Source organism: Micromonospora sp. C81 (assembly GCF_018070425.1).
In the GTDB taxonomy this organism is placed as follows: Bacteria; Actinomycetota; Actinomycetes; order Mycobacteriales; family Micromonosporaceae; genus Micromonospora; species Micromonospora zamorensis.
In genome coordinates, this window is sequence record NZ_JAGPXS010000006.1 from 175,065 (window position 1) to 199,677 (window position 24,613).

At 71.8% G+C, this 24,613-nt stretch carries 2 protein-coding genes; both read left to right on the forward strand.

What is annotated here, in order from left to right; all coding sequences use genetic code 11:
* The first annotated feature begins 30 nt into the window (after positions 1-30).
* A complete protein-coding gene (locus KBX46_RS13410; RefSeq protein WP_374224971.1) occupies positions 31-18,150 on the forward strand; it encodes a type I polyketide synthase in 18,120 nt (6,039 codons plus the stop codon).
* Between the two features lie 82 nt (positions 18,151-18,232).
* Positions 18,233-24,610 (forward strand): type I polyketide synthase, encoded by a 6,378-nt coding sequence (locus tag KBX46_RS13415; protein WP_374224972.1) that lies wholly within the window; start codon positions 18,233-18,235, stop codon positions 24,608-24,610.
* The last annotated feature ends 3 nt before the right edge of the window (positions 24,611-24,613 follow it).

Genomic DNA, 24,613 nt, shown 5'->3' on the forward strand with positions numbered 1-24,613 from the left:
CCGCATGAAACACCGACGGGGAGTGACGTTCTGATGGCCGACGAAGCCAAGCTCCTGGACTACCTCAAGCGCGCCACCAGCGACCTGCGCGACACCCGTCAGCGGTTGCGCGAGATGGAGGAGCGCGATCGCGAGCCGATCGCGATCATCGGCATGGCCTGCCGCTACCCCGGCGGTGTGGAGACGCCCGAGGACCTGTGGCGCCTGGTCGCCGACGAGCGGGACGGCATCACCGAGTTCCCCGTCGACCGCGGCTGGGACCTGGAGTCGCTCTACCACCCGGACCCCGACCACCCCGGGACGTCGTACACCCACGAGGGTGGCTTCCTGCACGAGGCGGGCCAGTTCGACCCGGCCTTCTTCGGCATCTCACCCCGCGAGGCCATCGCCATGGACCCGCAGCAGCGCCTGCTGCTGGAGACGTCCTGGGAGACCTTCGAGCGGGCCGGCATCGACCCGACCGGGTTGCGCGGCAGCCGTACCGGGGTGTTCGCCGGCGTCATGTACCACGACTACGCGGTCAACCTGAGCAGCATTCCGGACGACGTCGCCGGCTACCTCGGCACCGGCAACTCCGGCAGTGTCGCCTCCGGGCGGGTCGCGTACACCCTGGGGCTGGAGGGGCCGGCGGTCACCGTCGACACGGCCTGCTCGTCGTCGCTGGTCGCCCTGCACCTGGCGGTCCAGTCGCTGCGTCAGGGGGAATGCTCCCTCGCCCTGGCCGGCGGCGTCGCCGTGATGGCCACCCCGGTCGTGTTCGTCGACTTCAGCAAGCAGCGCGGCCTCTCCACCAACGGCCGGTGCAAGTCGTTCGCCGCCGCCGCCGACGGCACCGGCTGGGCCGAGGGCGCCGGCATGCTCCTCCTGGAACGGCTCTCCGACGCGGTCCGCAACGGCCACCGTGTCCTCGGCGTCGTCCGGGGCACCGCAGTCAACCAGGACGGCGCCAGCAGCGCCCTGACCGCCCCGAACGGCCCAGCCCAGCAGCGCGTCATCCGCAGCGCCCTGGCCAACGCCCGGGTCCCCGCCGAACACGTCGACCTCGTCGAGGCGCACGGCACCGGCACCACCCTGGGGGACCCGATCGAGGCGCAGGCCCTGATCGCCACCTACGGCCAGGACCGCTCTGCCGACGAGCCGCTGTGGCTGGGGTCGATCAAGTCGAACATCGGGCACACCCAGGCCGCCGCCGGTGTCGCCGGCATCATCAAGATGCTGATGGCGATGCGGCACCGGACCATGCCGCGAACGCTGCACGTGGACGAGCCGACGCCACAGGTGGACTGGTCGGCGGGCGCTGTCGAACTGCTCACCACGGCCCGGCCGTGGCCCGGCACCGAGGACCGGCCGCGCCGGGCGGGTGTGTCGTCGTTCGGGGTCTCCGGCACCAACGCGCACGTCATCATCGAGGAACCGCCGGCCGCCGACGTCCCGCAGCGGGGCGCGGCCGTCCTGCCGGCACGGGTGCCGTGGGTGTTGTCGGCCCGGTCGCCGGAGGGTTTGCGGGGTCAGGCGTCGCGGTTGGCGGCGGTGGCGGGTGTGGATCCGGTGGATGTCGGGTTCTCGTTGGTGTCGTCGCGGTCGTTGCACGCGCATCGGGCGGTGGTGTTCGGGTCGGAGGAGTTGGCGGCGGTTGCCGCTGGTGAGTTGGGTCCGGTCGTCGGGTCGGTGGTGCGTGGGAAGACGGCGTTCGTGTTCTCGGGGCAGGGGTCGCAGCGGCCGGGTATGGGTCTGGGGTTGGCGGCGTCGTTCCCGGTGTTCGCGGACGCGTTCGACGCGGCCTGCGCGGAGCTGGATCGTCATCTCGACCGCCCGATCCGCGAGGTGATCTCAGACGACGCGGAGGCCCTGGACCAGACTGTCCACACGCAGGCGGCGTTGTTCGCGGTAGAGGTCGCCCTGTTCCGGCTGGTCGAGTCGTTCGGTGTCACCCCGGACTTCCTGGTGGGGCATTCGATCGGTGAGATCGCGGCCGCGCACGTGTCCGGGGTGCTGTCTCTCGCCGACGCCGCGAAGCTGGTCGCCGCCCGAGGCCGCCTCATGCAGGCACTGCCGACCGGTGGCGTGATGGTGGCCGTACGGGCCACCGAGGCCGAGGTGCTGCCGCTGCTGACCGACGGGGTGTCCATCGCGGCGGTGAACGGCCCCCGCTCGGTGGTGCTGTCCGGGGTGGCCGACGAGGTCGCGGCTGTTGCCGCCCAGTTCGAGAAGTCGAAGCGGTTGCGGGTCAGCCACGCGTTCCACTCGGTGCTGATGGAGCCCATGCTGGCCGAGTTCGCACAGGTCGCGGAGACATTGACCTACGAGTCGCCGCGGATCCCGGTGGTGTCGAACCTGACTGGGCAGATCGCGGAGGCGCAGGACGCCGGCTACTGGGTGCGGCACGTGCGGGAAGCGGTCCGGTTCGCCGAGGGCATCGCCACCCTGGAAGGCCTGGGGGTCAGCACGTTCGTGGAGATCGGCCCGGACGGGGTGCTGTCGGCGATGGGCGCGGACTGTGTCGCGGACGCGGTGTTCGTACCCGTGCAACGCTCTGACCGGGACCAACCGACCTCGCTGCTCACCGCCCTGGCCCAGGTCTTCGTGCGCGGCGTCGCGGTGGACTGGACGCAGTGCCTGACCGGCGGACGCCTCATCGACCTGCCCACCTACGCCTTCCAGCGGCAGCAGTACTGGCTCACCTCGCCGCCCGCCGAGCGCACGGAAACGGCCGGCGATCCGGCCGACGGGCACTTCTGGTCGGCCATCGAGCGCCAGGACACCGCCTTCCTCGCGGAAACCCTTGGCCTCGGCTCCGACGAGGACCGCGAGACCCTGGAAGCGCTGCTGCCGGCGTTCTCAGCGTGGCGGCGGCGACGGCACACCCACGCGGTGCTCGACACGCTGCGCTACCGGATCGGCTGGGAGCCGCTGACCGGCTCACCCCGCACGCCGGCCACCGGTCGCTGGCTCGTGCTCACCAGCGCCGACGTCGACGTCGACGCGCCGCTGCTGAGCGCCCTCGGCGACACCACAGTGCTCACCGTGACACCGGAGCGCGGCGCTCTCGCCGAGCGACTGCGCGCCGCCAGGCCCACCGACGGCATCCTGTCCCTGCTCGCCCTGGACCCCGCGCTCGACCCGGCGGCGACCCTCCTGACCGTCGCGCAGGCCTGCGCCGACGCGGGCCTTGAAGCACCACTCTGGGCCGCCACCCGGGGCGCCGTCTCCACCGGCCGCGCCGACCACCTCGACGCCCCCCGCCAGGCCCTGGCCTGGGGTCTCGGCCGTGTCCTCGGCCTGGAACGCCCCCATCTCTGGGGCGGCCTCATCGACCTGCCGGAGAAGCTGGACCAGCGCGCCGCCGAACGGGTCGTCGCCGCGCTGCACGGCAGCGGCGAGGACGAGATCGCGGTACGCGGCTCCGGCACCTACGTACGTCGCCTGCTGCGTGACCCGCACACCGCCGCCGCGCCCCGCGACGCGTGGCTGCCGCGCGGCACCGTCCTGATCACCGGCGGAACCGGCGGCCTCGGTGCCCGGGTGGCTAGCTGGGTCGCGGTCCGCGGCGCCGAACACGTGGTCCTGGTCAGCCGCCGGGGCATCCACGCCCCCGACGCCGATCTGGTGGCCGCCGAGGTACGCCGCCACGGCGCCCGGGTGACCGTCACCGCCTGCGACGTCGCCGACCCCGCAGAGGTGAACCGGCTGGTAGAACGACTGCGGGCGGACGGCGAGCGGATCGGCACCGTGGTGCACGCCGCCGGCGTCGACCACCACACCGACCTTGCCACCGCCACCGACGCCGACCTCGACGCGGTCCTGGCCGCCAAGGTCGCCGGTGCGATCAACCTGGACGCCGCGCTCGGCGACGAACCCAGCACCTTCGTCCTGTTCTCCTCGATCTCCGGCGTCTGGGGCAGTGGCGGACAGGCCGCGTACTCGGCGGGCAACGCCTTCCTCGACGCGTTCGCCCAGTGGCGCCGCGCCCGTGGTGCCGCAGCCACCTCGGTCGCCTGGGGCGTCTGGGCCGGCGGTGGCATGGCCGACGACCCGGACATCACCGAGCAGCTACGCCGGCGTGGCCTGCTCACCCTCGACCCGGAGCTGGCTCTCTCCGGCCTCCAGTCGGTCCTCGACCACGACGAGACCTGCGTGACCATCGCCGACGTCGACTGGGACCGCTTCCTCCCGATGTACGCGTCGGCCCGCGTCCGCCCCCTGGTCAGCGCGCTGCCCGACCACCTTCGCCTCCAGGCCGCCACCGCGGAGCCGGCTGCGCCGGCCGCCGGCCGGTACGCCGCGATGAGCGCCGAGGAGCGGTCCCGCGAGCTGCTCGACCTGGTGGTCACCAGCGCTGCCGCCGTCCTCGGGCACGCCGGCGCCGGCCTGATCGACGCCGACCAACCGTTCAAGGAACTGGGCTTCGACTCACTGACCGCGGTGGAACTCCGCAACCGGTTGGCCGCTGCGACGGGTTTGTCGTTGCCGTCGAGTGTTGTTTTTGATTATCCGTCGGCGGGTGTGTTGGCGGGGTTTTTGGGGTCGTTGTTGGGTGGGGATGAGGGTGTTGTTGCGGAGGTGGTCGCGGGTTCGGTGGTGGATGAGCCGGTGGCGATTGTGGGGATGGCGTGTCGTTTTCCGGGTGGTGTGGGTTCGCCGGATGAGTTGTGGGATTTTGTGGTTTCTGGTGGTGATGGGGTGGTGGAGTTTCCGTCGGATCGGGGTTGGGATCTGTCGGGGTTGGTCGGTGATGGGGAGTCGTTCGGGACGTCGTATGTGTCGTCGGGTGGGTTTTTGGAGGGTGTAGCGGGGTTCGACGCGTCGTTTTTCGGGGTGTCGCCGCGTGAGGCTTTGGCGATGGATCCGCAGCAGCGTTTGTTGTTGGAGGTGTCGTGGGAGGCGTTGGAGTCGGCGGGTGTGGATCCGTTGGGTTTGCGGGGTTCTCCGGTTGGTGTGTTCACGGGGACCAATGGTCAGGATTATTCGACGTTGTTGTTGGCGGTGCCGCGGGAGGCTGATGGTTTCCTGGGGACGGGTAACGCGGCGAGTGTGTTGTCGGGTCGTGTTTCTTATGTTCTTGGGGTGGAGGGCCCGGCGGTCACTGTTGATACGGCGTGTTCGTCGTCGTTGGTGGCGTTGCATTTGGCGGTGCAGGCGTTGCGGTCGGGGGAGTGTGGTTTGGCTCTGGCTGGTGGTGTGACGGTGATGTCGACGCCGGGGACGTTTATTGAGTTTTCGCGGCAGCGGGGGTTGGCCGGTGATGGGCGGTGTAAGGCGTTCGCGGCGGCGGCGGATGGCACGGCGTGGGGTGAGGGTGTTGGTGTTCTGGTGGTGGAGCGGTTGTCGGATGCGGTGCGTCTTGGGCATCCGGTGTTGGCGGTGGTGGCGGGGAGTGCGGTCAATCAGGATGGTGCGTCGAATGGTTTGACGGCGCCGAATGGTCCGTCGCAGCAGCGGGTGATTCGTTCGGCGTTGGGCAGCGCTGGCCTGGGTGTTGCTGATGTTGATGTGGTGGAGGCGCATGGCACGGGCACCAGGTTGGGTGATCCGATCGAGGCGCAGGCGTTGTTGGCCACCTATGGGCAGGACCGTGCTGGTGGTGAGCCGTTGTGGTTGGGGTCGGTGAAGTCGAACATCGGTCACACCCAGGCCGCCGCGGGTGTGGCGGGTGTCATCAAGATGGTCCAGGCCCTGAAGCACAATGTGTTGCCAGCGACGTTGCATGTGGACGAGCCGACCCCGCAGGTCGACTGGTCGGCCGGTGCGGTGCGGTTGCTCACCGAGACCCGCCCCTGGCACCCCCAGACCGACCGGCCACGGCGCGCGGGTGTGTCCTCATTCGGATTCTCCGGCACCAACGCCCACCTCATTCTGGAAGAACCCCCGACCGTCGAGGCCGTGACCGACCAGCCGGCCGGCGCACCGCACCCGGTGGTGCCGTGGCTCATCTCCGCTCGCAGCGACGACGCCCTGCGGGCACAGGCAACCCGACTCACCAACCACCTCGACAGGCGACCCGAAACCGAGCCGGCAGACGTCGGTCGTTCGCTGGCCGCTCGCGCCACCCTCGCGCACCGGGCTGTCGTCCTGGCCGAGGATCGGCAGGCCGCGTTGAGCGCCCTCGCCGCCGGAGCTGCGGCTCCCGGTCTGGTCACCGGCACCGCGCAGGGCGGGCGCACCGCCTTCGTCTTCTCTGGTCAGGGCTCACAGCGACCCGGCATGGGCCTGGAACTGGCCGAGACCTACCCGGTGTACGCGGACGCGTTCGATGCGGCCTGCGCCGAGCTCGACCGTCACCTCGACCGGCCGATCCGCGACGTGATCGCCGACGACGCCAAGGCCCTGGACCAGACCGTCTACACGCAGGCGGCGCTGTTCGCGGTCGAGGTGGCGTTGTTCCGTCTCGTCGAGTCGTTCGGGGTCACCCCGCACTACCTGGTCGGTCATTCGATCGGTGAGATCGCCGCCGCGCACGTGTCCGGGGTGCTGTCCCTCGCCGACGCCGCGAAGCTGGTCGCCGCCCGGGGCCGCCTGATGCAGGCCCTACCGTCGGGTGGGGTGATGGTCGCGGTTCGGGCCACCGAGGCCGAGGTGCTGCCGCTGCTGACCGACGGGGTGTCGGTCGCGGCGATCAACGGTCCCCGCTCGGTGGTGCTGTCCGGTGTGGCCGACGAGGTCGCCGCGGTGGCGGCGAACTTCAAGAAGTCGAAGCGTCTGCGGGTCAGCCATGCCTTCCACTCGGTGCTGATGGAGCCGATGCTGGCCGAGTTCGCTCAGGTTGCCGAAACGTTGACCTACGCGCAGCCGCGGATTCCGGTGGTGTCGAACGTGACCGGGCAGGTCGCCGAAGCGCAGGACGCCGACTACTGGGTGCGGCACGTACGGGAAGCAGTCCGGTTCGCCGACGGCATCGCCACCCTGGAGGCCGCAGGCGTCAGCACGTTCGTCGAGATCGGCCCCGACGGCGTCCTGTCCGCCATGGGCGCGGACTGCGTCACCGACGCGGTGTTCGTACCCGTGCAACGCTCTGACCGCGACCAACCGACCACCCTGCTCACCGCCCTCGCCCACGTCTTCGTGCGCGGCGTCGCGGTGAACTGGACTTCGTGCCTGACCGGCGGACGCCTCGTCGACCTGCCCACCTACGCCTTCCAGCACGAGCGTTACTGGCCGAGCGTTCCCGAGCCGGTGGCCGTCACCGACGCGGGCGAGCCGGCCGACGCCGACTTCTGGGCTGCTGTCGAGGACGGTGACCTGGCCCGGCTCGGTATCACCGTGGACAGCGCCGGTGACCTGCTCCCGGCCCTGGTCGAGTGGCGCCGCAAGCGCCAGGACGCCGAAGTTGTCGACGGCTGGCGCTACCGGGCCACCTGGCGGCCGGTCACCAGCGAGGCCGCCGACACCCTCGACGGCCGCTGGCTGATCGTCGGCGCTGATCGGGCCGACGAGAGCCTTGTCGGTTCCCTCGCGAGGACCCTGACCGAAGCCGGAGCCGAGGTGCTCCGCGCGCACAGCTCGACCGAGCTGGGCGACCTGCCCGCACCGATCGCCGGCATCGTCGCCTCGCCCGACACCGGAGCCGAACTGCTCGCCCTGGTGCAACAGCTGACTGTCGCGAGCGTGACCGCCCCGCTGTGGGTGGTGACCACCGGCGGTGCACCCGTGGGCCGCGCCGACACCATCGCCCCGGAAGCGTCGGCGGTCTGGGGCGTCGGTCGCGTGGTGGGTCTGGAGTTGCCGCACCTGTGGGGTGGTCTGGTCGATGTCCCCGCCGGCTGGGATGCGCGGGTGGGCGCCCGGTTGGTGCGGGTGTTGGCCGGTGGTTTTGGTGCCGAGGATCAGGTGGCGGTGCGGTCCTCCGGTGTGTACGTGCGGCGGTTGGTCCGCTCGGCCGCCGCAGTCGGTGACCAGCCGGGTTGGGTGCCGTCGGGGACGGTCCTGGTGACCGGCGGTACGGGATCGCTGGGCGGTCGGGTCGCGGTCTGGGCCGCCGAGCAGGGTGCCGAGCACGTGGTGCTGGTGTCGCGGCGGGGTGCCCAAGCCGCGGGCGCGGCCGATGTTGTCGCCGCGGTCGAGGCGGCGGGTGCGCAGGTGACGGTCGCCGCCTGTGACATGACCGATCGGGACGCGGTTCGTGGCCTGCTCGACAGTCTGGACAGTCCGGTGCGGGCCGTGGTGCACGCCGCCGGTGTGGAGCGGTCCGCGCGGCTGACCGACACCACCCCCGACCTGTGGGACGAGGTGGTCGGCGGGAAGGTCGCGGGTGCGGTTCATCTGGATGAGTTGTTGGGTGATGACCTGGACGCGTTCGTGGTGTTCTCGTCGATCTCGGGTATCTGGGGTTCGGGTGGTCAGGGTGCCTATGCGGCGGCGAATGCGTTCCTGGATGGGTTGATCGCGGCGCGTCGGGCTCGTGGTGTGGTGGGTACGGCGTTGTCGTGGGGTCCGTGGGCTGGTGGGGGGATGGTCGCGGCGGCTGGGGATGACGTGCAGTTGCGTCGTCGGGGGTTGCCGCCGATGCCGGCGGGGTTGGCGATGGCCGCGTTCGCGCAGGTGGTGGGGTCGGGGGAGCGTGCGGTCACGATCGCCGACGTCGAGTGGGAGCGGTTCGGCGCGTCGTTCACCTCGGCCAGGTCGCGTCCGTTGCTCGATGAGGTGTACAACCCGGTCGAGGACGTGACCGCAGCGCAGAGCACCTTCCTCGACGGGCTCAGTGCCACCGAACGCGCGAAGCGACTCCTGGACGTGGTCCGCACCGAAGCGGCCGCGGTCCTCGGGTTGGGTGGCGTCGCCGACATCGGCACCGACCGACCCTTCCGCGAACTGGGCTTCGACTCACTGACCGCGGTGGAACTCCGCAACCGGTTGGCCGCTGCGACGGGTTTGTCGTTGCCGTCGAGTGTTGTTTTTGATTATCCGTCGGCGGGTGTGTTGGCGGGGTTTTTGGGGTCGTTGTTGGGTGGGGATGAGGGTGTTGTTGCGGAGGTGGTCGCGGGTTCGGTGGTGGATGAGCCGGTGGCGATTGTGGGGATGGCGTGTCGTTTTCCGGGTGGTGTGGGTTCGCCGGATGAGTTGTGGGATTTTGTGGTTTCTGGTGGTGATGGGGTGGTGGAGTTTCCGTCGGATCGGGGTTGGGATCTGTCGGGGTTGGTCGGTGATGGGGAGTCGTTCGGGACGTCGTATGTGTCGTCGGGTGGGTTTTTGGAGGGTGTAGCGGGGTTCGACGCGTCGTTTTTCGGGGTGTCGCCGCGTGAGGCTTTGGCGATGGATCCGCAGCAGCGTTTGTTGTTGGAGGTGTCGTGGGAGGCGTTGGAGTCGGCGGGTGTGGATCCGTTGGGTTTGCGGGGTTCTCCGGTTGGTGTGTTCACGGGGACCAATGGTCAGGATTATTCGACGTTGTTGTTGGCGGTGCCGCGGGAGGCTGATGGTTTCCTGGGGACGGGTAACGCGGCGAGTGTGTTGTCGGGTCGTGTTTCTTATGTTCTTGGGGTGGAGGGCCCGGCGGTCACTGTTGATACGGCGTGTTCGTCGTCGTTGGTGGCGTTGCATTTGGCGGTGCAGGCGTTGCGGTCGGGGGAGTGTGGTTTGGCTCTGGCTGGTGGTGTGACGGTGATGTCGACGCCGGGGACGTTTATTGAGTTTTCGCGGCAGCGGGGGTTGGCCGGTGATGGGCGGTGTAAGGCGTTCGCGGCGGCGGCGGATGGCACGGCGTGGGGTGAGGGTGTTGGTGTTCTGGTGGTGGAGCGGTTGTCGGATGCGGTGCGTCTTGGGCATCCGGTGTTGGCGGTGGTGGCGGGGAGTGCGGTCAATCAGGATGGTGCGTCGAATGGTTTGACGGCGCCGAATGGTCCGTCGCAGCAGCGGGTGATTCGTTCGGCGTTGGGCAGCGCTGGCCTGGGTGTTGCTGATGTTGATGTGGTGGAGGCGCATGGCACGGGCACCAGGTTGGGTGATCCGATCGAGGCGCAGGCGTTGTTGGCCACCTATGGGCAGGACCGTGCTGGTGGTGAGCCGTTGTGGTTGGGGTCGGTGAAGTCGAACATCGGTCACACCCAGGCCGCCGCGGGTGTGGCGGGTGTCATCAAGATGGTCCAGGCCCTGAAGCACAATGTGTTGCCAGCGACGTTGCATGTGGACGAGCCGACCCCGCAGGTCGACTGGTCGGCCGGTGCGGTGCGGTTGCTCACCGAGACCCGCCCCTGGCACCCCCAGACCGACCGGCCACGGCGCGCGGGTGTGTCCTCATTCGGATTCTCCGGCACCAACGCCCACCTCATTCTGGAAGAACCCCCGACCACCGAACCCACCGACCAGCCGGCCGGCGCACCGCACCCGGTAGTCCCGTGGCTCATCTCCGCCCGCAGCGACGACGCCCTGCGGGCACAGGCAACCCGACTCACCGACCACCTCGACAGACACCCCACGGCCAACCCCGTCGACGTCGGTCACACCCTCGCGACGCACCGCGCCGCCCTGCCGTACCGGGCTGTGTCGCTCGGCGCCGACCACCGCGACGCCCTCGACGCGCTCGCGGCCGGCGATTCCGCGGCCGGTCTGGTCGTCGGCGAGGTCTCCGACGGCAAGCTCGCGTTCGTCTTCTCCGGCCAGGGCTCACAGCGACCCGGCATGGGCCTGGAACTGGCCGAGACCTACCCGGTCTTCGCCGAGGCATTCGACGCGGCCTGCGCCGAACTCGACATCCACCTGGACCGCCCGCTGCGCGACGTGATCACCGACGGCGTCGAGCTCGACCAGACCCTCTACACCCAGACGGCGCTGTTCGCCTACGAGGTCGCCCTCTACCGCCTGGTCGAGTCGTTCGGTGTCACCCCGGACCACCTGGTGGGGCACTCGATCGGGGAGATCGCCGCCGCGCACGTCGCCGGGGTGCTGTCCCTCGCCGACGCGACGACGTTGGTCGCGGCCCGAGGCCGCCTGATGCAGGAGCTGCCGGCCGGCGGCGTCATGGTCGCCGTACGGGCCACCGAGGCCGAGGTGCTGCCGCTGCTGACCGAGGGCGTGGACATCGCCGCGATCAACGGACCCCGCTCGGTGGTGCTGTCCGGGGTGGAAGGCGAGGTCGACGCAGTTGCCGCCCACTTCGAGAAGTCCAAGCGACTGCGGGTCAGCCACGCCTTCCACTCCTCGCTGATGGAGCCCATGCTGGGCGCCTTCGCCCAGGTGGCCGGCGGACTGACCTACCACCCGCCGCGCATCCCCGTCGTCTCCAACATCACCGGACAGGTCGCGACGGCGCAGGACGCGGACTACTGGGTGCGGCACGTCCGCGAGGCGGTGCGCTTCGCCGACGGCATCGCGACGCTGGAGGCCGACGGCGTCACCACCTTCCTCGAAATCGGCCCGGACGGCGTACTCGCCGCCATGGGAGCGGACTGCGTGACCGGGGCCGCGCTCGTCCCCCTTCAGCGCGCGACCGCCGACCAGGTGCTGACCTTCCTCAGCGGCCTGGCCAAAGCCTTCGTTCGCGGTGTCCCGGTGGACTGGGCGCAGTGCTACCCCGGCGGTCGCCTCATCGACCTGCCCACCTACGCCTTCCGGCACCGCGACTACTGGCCGAGCGCCACCCTGGCCGACGTCTTCTCCGGCGTCGACGGCGGGGCGTCCGGCGCCAGCGTGCACGACGACGACTTCTGGGCAGCCGTCCAGGACGGCGACCTGGACCGGATCGGCATCACCGTGGACAGCGCCGGTGACCTGCTCCCGGCCCTGGTCGAGTGGCACCGCAAGCGCCAGGACGGCCACCTCCTCGACGACCGGCGCTACCGCGTCGAGTGGCGCTCGGCGACCGGGGACACAGCGGTCGCCCTGACCGGCTCATGGCTGGTCATCGGCCCCACCGGCACCGGCGCGGGCATCACCACCAGCCTGACGGGCGCCGGAGCGGACGTCATCAGCGTCGAACTGGCCCCGACCGCCGACCGGGCCGTCATCGCCGCCGTCCTCGGCGACCTGCCGGAGGACCTGACCGGCGTCGTCTCACTCTTCGCCCTGGAGACCGGACTCACCGACCCGGCCGAACTCACCCTCGCCCTGGTGCAGGAGCTGGTGCGGGCTGGCGTTGTCGCTCCGCTGTGGGTGGTGACCACCGGTGGTGCACCCGTGGGCCGCGCCGACACCGTCACCCCGGAGGCGTCGGCGGTGTGGGGCGTCGGTCGGGTGGTGGGTCTGGAGTTGCCGCACCTGTGGGGTGGTCTGGTCGATGTCCCGGCCAGTTGGGATGCGCGGGTGGGTGCCCGACTGGTGCGGGTGCTGGCCGGTGGTTTCGGTGCCGAGGATCAGGTGGCGGTGCGGTCCTCGGGTGTGTACGTGCGGCGGTTGGTCCGCTCGGCCGCCGTGACCGGTGAGCAGCCGGGTTGGGTGCCGTCGGGGACGGTCCTGGTGACCGGCGGTACGGGATCGCTGGGTGGTCGGGTCGCGGTCTGGGCCGCCGAGCAGGGTGCCGAGCACCTCGTGCTGGTGTCGCGGCGAGGTCCGCAGGCTGCTGGCGCGGCGGACGTCGTCGCCGCCGTCGAGGCGGCCGGAGCGCGTGCCACGGTCGTCGCCTGTGACATGACCGATCGGGACGCGGTCGCCGCGCTGTTGCAGAACCTGGACACTCCGGCGCGAGCCGTGGTGCACGCCGCAGGTGTGGAGCGGTCGGCGTTGCTGACGGAACTCACGCCTCAGGTGTGGGACGAGGTGGTCAGTGGGAAGGTCGCCGGTGCGGTTCATCTGGATGAGTTGTTGGGTGATGACCTGGACGCGTTCGTGGTGTTCTCGTCGATCTCCGGTATTTGGGGTTCGGGTGGTCAGGGTGCCTATGCGGCGGCGAATGCGTTCCTGGATGGGTTGATCGCGGCGCGTCGGGCTCGTGGCGTGGTGGGTACGGCGCTGTCGTGGGGTCCGTGGGCTGGCGGCGGAATGGTCGCGGCGGCCGGGGATGACGTGCAGTTGCGTCGTCGGGGGTTGCCGCCGATGCCGGCGGAGTTGGCGATGGCCGCGTTCGCGCAGGTGGTGGGCTCGGGGGAGCGTGCGGTCACGATCGCCGACGTCGAGTGGGAGCGGTTCGGCGCGTCGTTCACCTCGGCCAGGCCGCGTCCGTTGCTCGATGAGGTGTACAACCCGGTCGAGGACGTGACCGCAGCGCAGAGCACCTTCCTCGACGGGCTCAGTGCCACCGAACGCGCGAAGCGACTCCTGGACGTCGTGCGCACCGAAGCGGCCGCGGTCCTCGGGTTGGGCGGCGTCGCCGACATCGGCACCGACCGACCCTTCCGCGAACTCGGCTTCGACTCACTCACCGCTGTGGAACTCCGCAACCGGTTGGTCACCACGACCGGTCTGCACCTGCCGTCCAGCGTCGTCTTCGACTACCCGAACGCCGCAACGCTCGCCGGCCACCTGGCCGCCCTGCTCGGCTCCGACGACGGTGCCACCCCGGAGACGCGGGTGACGGCCGCCGCCAACGAACCGATCGCCATCGTCGGCATGGCCTGCCGCTACCCCGGCGGGGTCGGTTCGCCGGAGGACCTGTGGCGACTGGTCGACACCGGCACCGACGCCGTTTCGAGTCTGCCCGCCGACCGAGGCTGGGACCTGGACGCCCTCTACGACGCCGACCCCGACGCCCGCGGCACCTCGTACGCCGCAGCCGGCGGCTTCCTCGACGGTGTGGCCGACTTCGACGCCCGGTTCTTCGGCATCTCGCCCCGCGAGGCGCTCGCCATGGACCCGCAGCAGCGCCTGCTGCTGGAGACGTCCTGGGAGGCGGTGGAGCGGGCCGGCATCGACCCGGTCGCCCTGCGCGGCACCCACACCGGCGTCTTCACCGGCACCAACAGCCACGACTACCCGACCCTGCTGATGGCGGCGCCGGACGCCGTGGAGGGCTACCTGGCCACCGGCAACGCCGCCAGCGTCATCTCCGGCCGGGTGTCCTACGCGCTGGGTCTGGAAGGGCCGTCCGTCTCGGTGGACACCGCCTGCTCGTCGTCGCTCGTCGCGTTGCACCTGGCCGCGCAGGCACTGCGGTCCGGTGAGTGCGATCTCGCCCTCGCCGGCGGCGCGATCGTGATGGCCACACCGGGCACGTTCACCGAGTTCTCCCGCCAGCGTGGCCTCGCCGCCGACGGCCGGTGCAAGTCGTTCGCGGCGGGCGCCGACGGCACCGGCTGGGCCGAGGGCGTGGGCGTCCTGCTGGTGGAACGCCTCTCCGACGCCCGACGCAACGGCCATCAGGTCCTCGCCCTGGTCCGCGGCAGTGCAATCAACCAGGACGGCGCCTCCAACGGCCTGACCGCCCCGAACGGCCCCGCGCAACAACGGGTGATCCGGGCGGCTCTCGCCGCCGCCGACCTCACGACCGCCGACGTCGACGCGGTGGAGGCACACGGCACCGGCACCGTGCTCGGCGACCCGATCGAGGCACAGGCGCTGCTCGCCACCTACGGCCAGGACCGCCCGAAGGACCAGCCGCTCTGGCTCGGCTCGATCAAGTCGAACATCGGCCACTCGCAGGCCGCCGCGGGCGTCGCCGGGATCATCAAGATGGTCGAGGCGATGCGACACGGGACCCTCCCGCGAACCCTGCACGTGGACGAGCCGACCCCGCACGTGGACTGGTCCGCCGGCTCGGTGGAACTCCTCACCGAAGCGCGACCGTGGCCGGCCGGCGACCACCCGCGCCGCGCCGCCATCTCCTCGTTCGGCATGTCCGGCACCAACGCTCACGTGATCATCGAGGAGCCACCGGCCGTCGACGCCGATCCGCCGGCCCGGCACCGGCCGCAGGCGGGCATCGTCCCGTGGACGCTCTCCGCACGCAGCCCCGGCGCGCTGCGCGACCAGGCCGCGCGCCTGCTGACCTGGGTCACCGGCGGGGAGCAGCCGGACGTGATCGACGTCGGGCACTCGCTGGCCACCACCCGCGCGGCGCTGACCGAACGCCTGGTGGTTCTCGGCCCCCAGCACGGCGAGGCCCTGGCGGCGGCAGCGGCCGGTAAGCCGGCCGCCGGCCTGGTGACCGGCGAGATCTCCGACGGCAAGCTGGCGTTCGTCTTCTCCGGTCAGGGGTCGCAGCGGCCCGGCATGGGCCTGGACCTGGTCGAGGGCTTCCCGGTGTACGCGGACGCGTTCGACGCGGCCTGCGCCGAGCTGGACCTCCACCTCGACCGGCCGATCCGCGACGTGATCGCCGACGACGCGCAGGCCTTGGACCAGACGGTCCACACGCAGGCGGCGTTGTTCGCGGTCGAGGTGGCGTTGTTCCGCCTGGTCGAGTCGTTCGGTGTCACCCCCGATTACCTGGTGGGGCACTCGATCGGTGAGATCGCGGCGGCGCACGTGTCCGGGGTGCTGTCCCTGGCTGACGCCGCGAAGCTGGTCGCGGCGCGGGGTCGACTGATGCAGGCACTGCCGGCCGGTGGCGTCATGGTGGCGGTTCGCGCCACCGAGGCCGAGGTGCTGCCGCTGCTGACTGACGGGGTGTCGGTCGCGGCGATCAACGGTCCGCGTTCGGTGGTGCTGTCCGGCACGGAGGACGAGGTTTCCGCTGTTGCCGCCCACTTCGAGAAGTCGAAGCGTCTGCGGGTCAGCCACGCGTTCCACTCGGTACTGATGGAGCCGATGCTCGCCGAGTTCGCCCAGGTCGCCGAAGCGTTGACCTACGCGCAGCCCCGGATCCCGGTGGTGTCCAACGTGAGCGGGCAGATCGCCGGGATGCTGGACGCCGGCTACTGGGTGCGGCACGTGCGGGAGGCCGTCCGGTTCGCCGACGGCATCGCCACCCTGGAGTCCGCAGGTGTCAGCACGTTTGTGGAGATCGGCCCGGATGGAGTCCTGTCGGCGATGGGCGCCGACTGCGTTTCCGACGCGGTGTTCGTACCCGTGCAACGCTCTGACCGCGACCAACCGACCACGCTGCTTACCGCCCTGGCCCAGGTCTTCGTGTGCGGCGTCGCGGTCGACTGGACCCGGTGCTACCCCGGTGCGCGGCGCGTCGACCTGCCCACCTACGCCTTCCAGCACGAGCGTTACTGGCCGGACACCGTGCGGCCCACAACCCGCGACGAGCACCCCACCGACGCCCGCTTCTGGGACGCCGTCGAACGCGCCGACCTCGACCTGATCGCCGGTGACCTCGACAATGCGGCCCGCGAGGCGCTCGACGCCGCCCTGCCGGTCCTCTCCACCTGGCGGCAGCGCAGCAGGCAGCACGACACCGTCCGCAACTGGCGCTACCGGGTCACCTGGAAGCCGCTCACCTCCGGCGCGGCACCCGCCCTCACCGGCACCTGGCTCCTGGTGTCGCCCACCGACGACACCCGATGGGTGCGCACCGCCCTGGAGGAGCACGGCGCGCACGTCATCACCACGACCGTCGACGACACCCTCACCGACCGGGGCGTGCTCACCGACCAGCTCTGGCAGATCGTCTCGGAGACCCCCGACCTGGCCGGTGTCGTCTCCCTCCAGGCCCTCGGCGACAACGGCACCGACCCCGCACTGTCGACGTTGCGCCTGCTGCAGGCACTCGGCGACAGCGGCGGTGCCGGCGCCCCACTCTGGTGCCTGACCCGGGGCGCGGTCACCGTCGACCGCACCGACCCGCTGCGGCGGCCGTCCCAGGCGACCGTCTGGGGCTTCGGCCGGGCCGTCGCCCTCGACCACCCACGACGTTGGGGAGGGCTCGTCGACCTGCCCGAGCAGATCGACGAGCGTACCGCCGGGGACCTGGTCGCGGTCCTCGCCGCCGGCGGCGAGGACCAGGTGGCCATCCGCCGCACCGGAACGCACGGACGCCGCCTCGTCCGGGTCACCTCCGACGCCGACGGCACCTCCTGGCAGCCGACCGGCACCGTCCTGATCACCGGCGGCACCGGCGGTCTCGGCGCGCACGTCGCCCGCTGGGCCGCCCGGTCCGGCGCGGAACACCTGGTCCTGACCAGCCGGCGCGGAACAGCGGCGCCCGGCGCCGCGGAACTCTCCGCCGAACTCCAGAGCCTCGGTGCCCGGGTGACCATCGCGGCGGTCGACGTCACCGACCGGTCCGCGGTCGCCGACCTGCTCCTCGAAGTGCACGCCGATCCCACCCCGCTGCGGGCCGTCGTGCACGCGGCCGGCGTCGACCACCCCACCTCGCTGGACGACTGCACCGCCGAGGAGTTCGCGGCGGTCACCCGCGTGAAGGTGGACGGCGCGACCCACCTCGACGAGCTGCTCGCCGGCCACGACCTCGACGCGTTCGTGCTGTTCTCCTCGATCGCCGGGATCTGGGGCAGCGGCGGTCAGAGCGGCTACGCGGCGGCCAACTCCTACCTGGACGCGCTCGCCGAGCACCGGCGCGCGACCGGGCTCCCGGCCACCGCGGTCTCCTGGGGGCCCTGGGCCGGGGCGGGCATGGCCGACGACCCCGCGGTCGAGGACCGCCTGCGCCGACGCGGACTGCTGCCACTCGACCCGGAGGCGGCGATCGCGGCCCTGGCCCGGGCGGTCGGTGGCACGGACGCCACCACCACTGTCGCCGACGTCGACTGGGCGAAGTTCACCCCGGCGTACACCATGGCCCGGCACAGCAGCCTGCTCGCCGACCTGCCGGAGGCCCGCGACGCCCTGGCCGACGCGGACGGCGACGGCCCGCAGGCGGGCACCGACACGGTGACGGCCTTGCGCGACCACCTCACGGCCCTGGGCGAGCAGGACCGGGAGAAGCACCTGCTGGAACTGGTACGCACGGCGGCGGCGACAGTGCTCGGCCACTCCTCGGCGGACAGCATCCCGCCGACCCGGGCGTTCCGGGAACTCGGCTTCGACTCGCTCGCCGCCGTCGAGGTCCGCAACCACCTGAGCCGGGAAACCGGCCTCAAACTGCCCGCCACGCTGGTCTTCGACCGGCCCACCGCGACCGTGCTCGCGCGGTACCTCAAGAACGAACTCCTGCCCGACACCGCGACGATCCTGCCCACCGCGGCCGAACTCGACCGGCTCGAACTGGCGCTGACCAGCCGCGACGGCGACGACAGCGGCCGAGCCCGCATCGTCCTGCGCCTGCAGAGCCTGCTGGCGAAGCTGAACACCGGCGGGGCCGAGACCGACGGCGTCCCGGACGCCCTCGCCGACGCCTCCGACGACGAGTTGTTTGACCTGGTCGACAACGACCTCGGTCTGTAACGCCGGACATCCTGCCCCGCCGGCCCGATCAAGGAGCGTTCTGATGGCGGACGAACTACGCCTGCGCGAATCCCTCAAAAAGGTGATCAACGAACTGCAGCGCACCCGCGACCAGGTGCGCGACCTCGAAGCCGCGGACCGCGAGCCGATCGCGATCGTCGGGATGGCCTGCCGCTACCCGGGCGGGATCAGCACCCCGGCGGACCTCTGGCGGATCGTCGCCGACGGCGCCGACGTGGTCTCCGGGCTGCCCGACGACCGTGGCTGGGACCTGGCCGCCCTGGCCGGCGACCCGGACGACCGGGGCTCTTCGCACACCGCGCAGGGCGGGTTCGTCGACGCCGTCGCCGACTTCGACGCCGCGTTCTTCGGGATCAGCCCTCGCGAGGCCCTGGCGATGGACCCGCAGCAGCGGCTCCTGCTGGAGGTGTCGTGGGAGGCCATCGAGCGGGCCGGCATCGACCCGGCGTCGCTGTCCGGGTCGCGGACCGGTGTGTTCGCGGGCACCAACTCACACGACTACTCGACGCTGCTGATGGGCGCCGCCGACGACGGCCTCGACGGTTACCTGGCCACCGGCAACGCGGCCAGCGTCGCGTCCGGGCGGGTCGCCTACACGCTGGGCCTGGAAGGGCCGGCGGTCACCGTCGACACGGCCTGCTCGTCGTCGCTGGTGGCACTGCACCTGGCCGCACAGGCACTGCGACGTGGTGAGTGCACCCTCGCGCTGGCCGGCGGCGCGGTCGTGATGGCCACCCCCGGCACGTTCGTCGAGTTCTCCCGCCAGGGCGGCCTCGCCGGTGACGGTCGGTGCAAGGCGTTCGCCGCCGCCGCCGACGGCACCGGCTGGGCCGAGGGCGCCGGCATGCTGCTGGTGGAGCGACTCTCCGACGCGGTCCGCAACGGGCACCGGGTGCTCGCCGTGGTCCGGGGCACCGCGGTCAACCAGGACGGCGCCTCGAACGGACTGACCGCGCCCAACGGGCCCGCCCAGGAACGGGTGATCCTCCAGGCACTCGCCGCCGCCGGGCTCTCCGCGGCCGACGTGGACATGGTGGAGGCGCACGGCACCGGCACCACCCTCGGTGACCCGATCGAGGCCCAGGCGCTGCTGGCGACCTACGGTCAGGAGCGGGCCGCCGACCAACCGCTGTGGCTCGGCTCGATCAAGTCGAACATGGGTCACGCGCAGGCCGCCGCCGGTGTCGCCGGCATCATCAAGGTCGTCCACGCCATGCGGCACGAGACGATGCCGCGCACCCTGCACGTCGACGAGCCGACGCCCGACGTGGACTGGTCGGCGGGTGCGGTGGAGCTGCTGGTGGACGCGCGGCCGTGGCCGGCGGGGGAGCGCCCGCGCCGGGCCGGGGTGTCGTCGTTCGGCATGTCCGGCACCAACGCCCACGTGATCATCGAGGAGCCGCCGGCCGCGCCGACTGTCGCACCGGTAGAGGTGACGGGGTCGGGTGCGCCGTGGCTGCTGTCGGGGCGTACGGCGGCTGCGGTCGCTGATCAGGCCGCGCGGTTGTCGACAGTGGCGGCGGACGCGTCGTCGGTGGCGTATTCGTTGCTGTCGTCCCGGTCGGTGTTCGATCACCGGGCGGTGGTGCTGGGTCCGGACGTCACCGGTGGGGCGCAGGCGCTGGCGGATGGTGTCCCGTCGGGCTCGGTCGTCTCCGGTTCGGCCCACCCGGACTCGGGTGTGGTGTTCGTGTTCCCGGGTCAGGGTTCGCAGTGGGTCGGCATGGCCACGGGGTTGTTGGATGCGGAGCCGGTGTTCGCGGCGCGGATCGCGGAGTGCGCGGCGGCCTTGGATCCGTTCGTGGACTGGAACCTGCTGGAGGTGTTGCGGTCCGACGATCCGTTGGAGCGGGTGGATGTGGTGCAGCCGGTCCTGTGGGCGGTGCACGTGTCCCTCGCGGAGGTGTGGCGGGCCAGGGGTGTGATGCCGGATGCGGTGATCGGTCATTCGCAGGGTGAGATCGCGGCGGCCTGTGTGGCCGGGGTGCTGTCACTCAGTGACGCGGCCAAGGTCGTCGCGTTGCGCAGCCAAGCGCTGCTCGCGTTGTCGGGCACTGGTGGGATGGTGTCGGTCAACGCCGGCCTGGACGTGGTCACACCTCTGTTGACCGAGGGTGTGAGCGTCGCGGTGGTCAATGGTCCGACCAGTGTCGCCGTGGCGGGTGCTGACCTGGATGCGTTCCTGGCCGCCGCGGAGGCGGCCGGGGTGCGGGCGAGGCGGGTCAAGGTGGACTACGCCTCGCACTGCGCTCTGGTGGAGCCGGTGGAGGCGGAGTTGGCCCGTGTCCTGGACGGGGTGCAACCTCAGCCCGGTGCGGTGCCGGTGTTCTCCACGGTCGAGGACGGCGGTCAGATGGACGCCGGCTACTGGTACCGCAATCTGCGTCAGCCGGTGCGCCTGGATCTGGCGGTCGCGGCGGCCTATGCGGCGGGGCACCGGATCTTCATCGAGGTCAGCGCGCACCCGGTGCTCACCGGAGCGATCGCCGACACCGCCGAGGTGGCCACAGTAGGCACCTTGCGTCGTGGCGAGGGTGGGCCCGAGCAGGTCGTCCGGTCGTTGGCCGAGGCGTGGGTGCGCGGCGCACCCGTCGACTGGCACACCGTCATCCCGGCAGCCCCCGTCGTGGAACTGCCCACGTACGCCTTCCAGACCCAGCGCTACTGGCCGCGCCCCAGCACCCGGCCGCACGGCGACGCCTCGGCCTTCGGCCTGGCCCCCGTCACCCACCCGGTCCTCGGCGCGGCCCTCGGACTCGCCGGGGCCGACGGCACGATCTTCGCCGGGCGGCTATCCCTCACCACGCACCCGTGGCTCGCCGACCACCGCGTCTCCGGCCGCCTGGTGGTCCCCGGCACCGCGCTGCTCGACCTGGCCATCCGGATCGGCGACCAGCTCGGCTGCGCGATCGTCGCCGACCTCACCCTGGAACGGCCGCTGATCGTGCCCGACCAGGCCGGTGTGGCACTACAGGCGGTGGTCGACGCCGCCGGGGACGGGCCGGACCGCACGTTCACCCTCTACGCCCGGCCGGACACCGCCGACGCCGAACAGCAGTGGACCCGGCATGCGACAGGTCTGCTCAGCACCACCCGACCGGAAGCCCCGGAACCTCTCCCGGTCTGGCCGCCGGCCGGCGCGCAAGCCGTGCCGGTGGACAGCTTCTATCCGGACCTGGAAGCCCGTGGCTACGGCTACGGCCCGGCGTTCCAGGGACTGCGGGCGATCTGGCGCTCCGACGACGACGTGTACGCCGAGGTCGCCCTGCCCCGGGGGACCGACGCCGACGCGTACGGGCTGCACCCGGCGCTGCTCGACGCGGCACTGCACCCGATCGGCCTGGCCCTCGGACCGGCCGGCCCGGAACAGGGCGGGCTGCTGCCGTTCTCCTGGACCGACGTGGACCTGTTCGCCTCCGGTGCGGAGGTGCTGCGCGTCCGGCTGCGTCCGCTGGGCGCCGACACCGTCTCGGTGCTCGCCGCCGACCAGACCGGCAGCCCGGTCCTGTCGATCGCCTCGCTCGTGCTGCGCCCGATCGCCTCAGGCGCCCTGGAGGCGGCCGACGACCCGGCCCGGGACTCGCTGTTCCGTCTCGACTGGACCCCGCTGACCCTTCCCGCCGACAGTGCTCCGGCCCTCGTCGCGATCCTCGGCGCCGACGAGATCGGCGTGTCCGCTGCCCTCGCGGAGGCCGGGCACGACGTCGTGGCGTACGCCGATGTCGCCGACGACGGGAGCCGGCGCCCCGACCTGGTCATCGCGCCCCTCGGCCCGGGCGGCACCGCGGGTGCCGTCGCCACGGCCGCGACCAGCGCGACGCACTCCTTCCTCGCCCTGTTGCAGGACTGGCTCGCCGGCCCGGACGCACGGCTCGTGGTGGTGACCCGCCATGCCGTGTCGACCGGCCCCGAGGACCCGATCGAGGACCTGGTGCACGCCCCCCTGTGGGGTCTGATCCGCGCCGCGCAGGCGGAGAACCCGGACCGGCTCCAGCTCGCCGACCTGGACGGCGATGCCGCCTCGGCGGCCGCGCTGGTCACCGCGACCGGCACCGGGGAACCGCAGGTCGCGCTGCGGGGTGGCACCGCGCACGCGCTGCGGCTGGCCCGCGCCGCGACCACCTCCGCCCTGGTCCTGCCGGACGGCGACGAGCCGTGGCGCCTCGACGTACGCGAGCGGGGCACCTTCGACAACCTGGAGCTGCTGCCCTGCCCGGAGATCGGCTGGGACCTGCCGGACGGTCACGTGCGCGTCCGCATCCACGCCAGCGGCCTGAACTTCCGGGACGTGGTGCTGACCCTCGGCATGGTTCCCGACCAGCAGGTGCTCGGCAACGAGGCGGCCGGTGAGATCGTCGAGGTGGGGCCGGGTGTGAGCGGCTACGCCGTCGGCGACCGCGTGATGGGCCTCTTCTCCGGCTCGATGGCACCGATCGGCGTCACCGACCACCGGATGATCGCCAAGGTCCCCGACGACTGGTCGTACCCGGTCGCCGCCACCGTGCCGGTCGCGTTCCTCACCGCCTACTACGGCCTGGTCGACGCCGGCCACCTCCGTGCCGGGCAGTCGGTGCTGGTGCACGCCGCGACCGGCGGCGTCGGCATGGCCGCCGTTCAACTCGCCCGGCACTTCGGCGCCGACGTGTTCGGCACCGCCAGCCCCGGCAAGTGGGACGTGCTGCGCGCCAACGGCTTCGCCGACGACCGGATCGCCTCGTCGCGCAGCCTAGACTTCGAGCAGCGCATCCTCGCGGCGACCGACGGTCGCGGCGTCGACGTGGTCCTCGACTCCCTGGCCGGTGAGTTCATCGACGCGTCGCTGCGGCTGCTGCCCCGCGGGGGGCGGTTCGTCGAGATGGGCAAGACCGACATCCGCAACGCCGACACCGTGGCCGCCGAGCACCCCGGCGTCGGCTACCAGGCGTTCGACCTCATCGAGGCCGGCGGCGAGCGGATCCGCGAGATCTGGACCGACCTGATCGCACTCTTCGCGGCCGGGCACCTGCGCCCGATGCCGCTGCGCACCTGGGACCTGCGTCGCGCGCCGGAGGCGTTCCGCTTCCTCAGCCAGGCCCGGCACATTGGCAAGATCGCCCTCACCCTGCCGCCCCGGCCGAACCCCGAGGGCACCGTGCTGATCACTGGCGGCACCGGCACGCTCGGCGCCCTGATGGCCCGGCACTTCGCCCGACAGGGCCGCCGGCACCTGCTGCTCACCAGCCGGCGCGGTCCGCAGGCTCCCGGCGCCGCCGAGCTGTGCGCGGAACTCGCCGAGCTGGGCGCCCAGGCCCGGGTCGTCGCCTGCGACACCGCCGACCGGGACGCCCTGGCCGGGCTGCTCGCTGACATCCCGCCCGAGCACCCGCTCAGCACTGTGGTGCACGCGGCCGGCGTCCTCGCCGACGGTGTGGTCGGCTCGCTGACACCGGAGCGCCTGGACGAGGTGATGCGGCCCAAGGTGGACGCCGCCTGGCATCTGCACGAGCTGACCCGCACGGCGCCGGTCGCCGAGTTCGTCCTCTTCTCCGCCGGCGCCGGCACGTTCGGCGGCGCCGGGCAGGCCAACTACGCGGCGGCGAACACGTTCCTCGACGCCCTCGCCCAGCACCGGCGCGACCAGGGACTACCCGCGGTGGCGCTGGCCTGGGGCCTGTGGGCCGACGCCAGTGGAATGACCGGTCACCTGGACGCGACCGACCACGCCCGGATGGCCCGCGGTGGGATGGCCCCGCTCACCGCCGGGCAGGGGCTCGCCCTGCTGGACGCGGCACTACGGCACGACGAGGCGATCCTGGTCCCGGCGAACATCGACACCGGGATCCTGCGCGGGCAGGGCGGCGCCGTGGCGCCACTGCTGCGTGGCCTGGTGCGGGCCCCGGCCCGCCGGGCAGCGGCCGCCGCCGTCGAGACCGGCGACGACCTGGGTCGGCGGCTGGCCGGGCTGGGCGCGGCGGACCAGCAGCGGATCCTGCTCGATCTGGTACGCGGGCACGCCACAGTGGTCCTCGGCCGCCCCGCCTCGGAGCCGATCGAAGCCACCCGCGCCTTCAAGGAACTCGGCTTCGACTCGCTGACCGCCGTCGAGCTGCGTAACCGGCTCAACGGCGCGACCGGGCTGCGGCTGCCCGCCACGCTCGTCTTCGACTACCCGAACGCGCAGGCGCTCGCCGAGCACCTGGGCAAGGAACTCACCACCGGCGCCGAGCCGGACGGCAACGCCGTGCACGTCGCGTTCGACCGACTGACCGGCGCCATCTCGGCGCTGGACGCCGAGGCGCTGGCCGGCACCGGCATCACGGCCCGGCTGCGGGAACTTCTCGCCGCCGTGGAACCGGCCTCGGCCGTGCCCGCCGCGGCGACGTCCGACGACGCCGACCTCGACAGCGCCTCCGCCGAGGACATCTTCGACCTGATCGACAACGAACTCGAATTCCCGTGATCC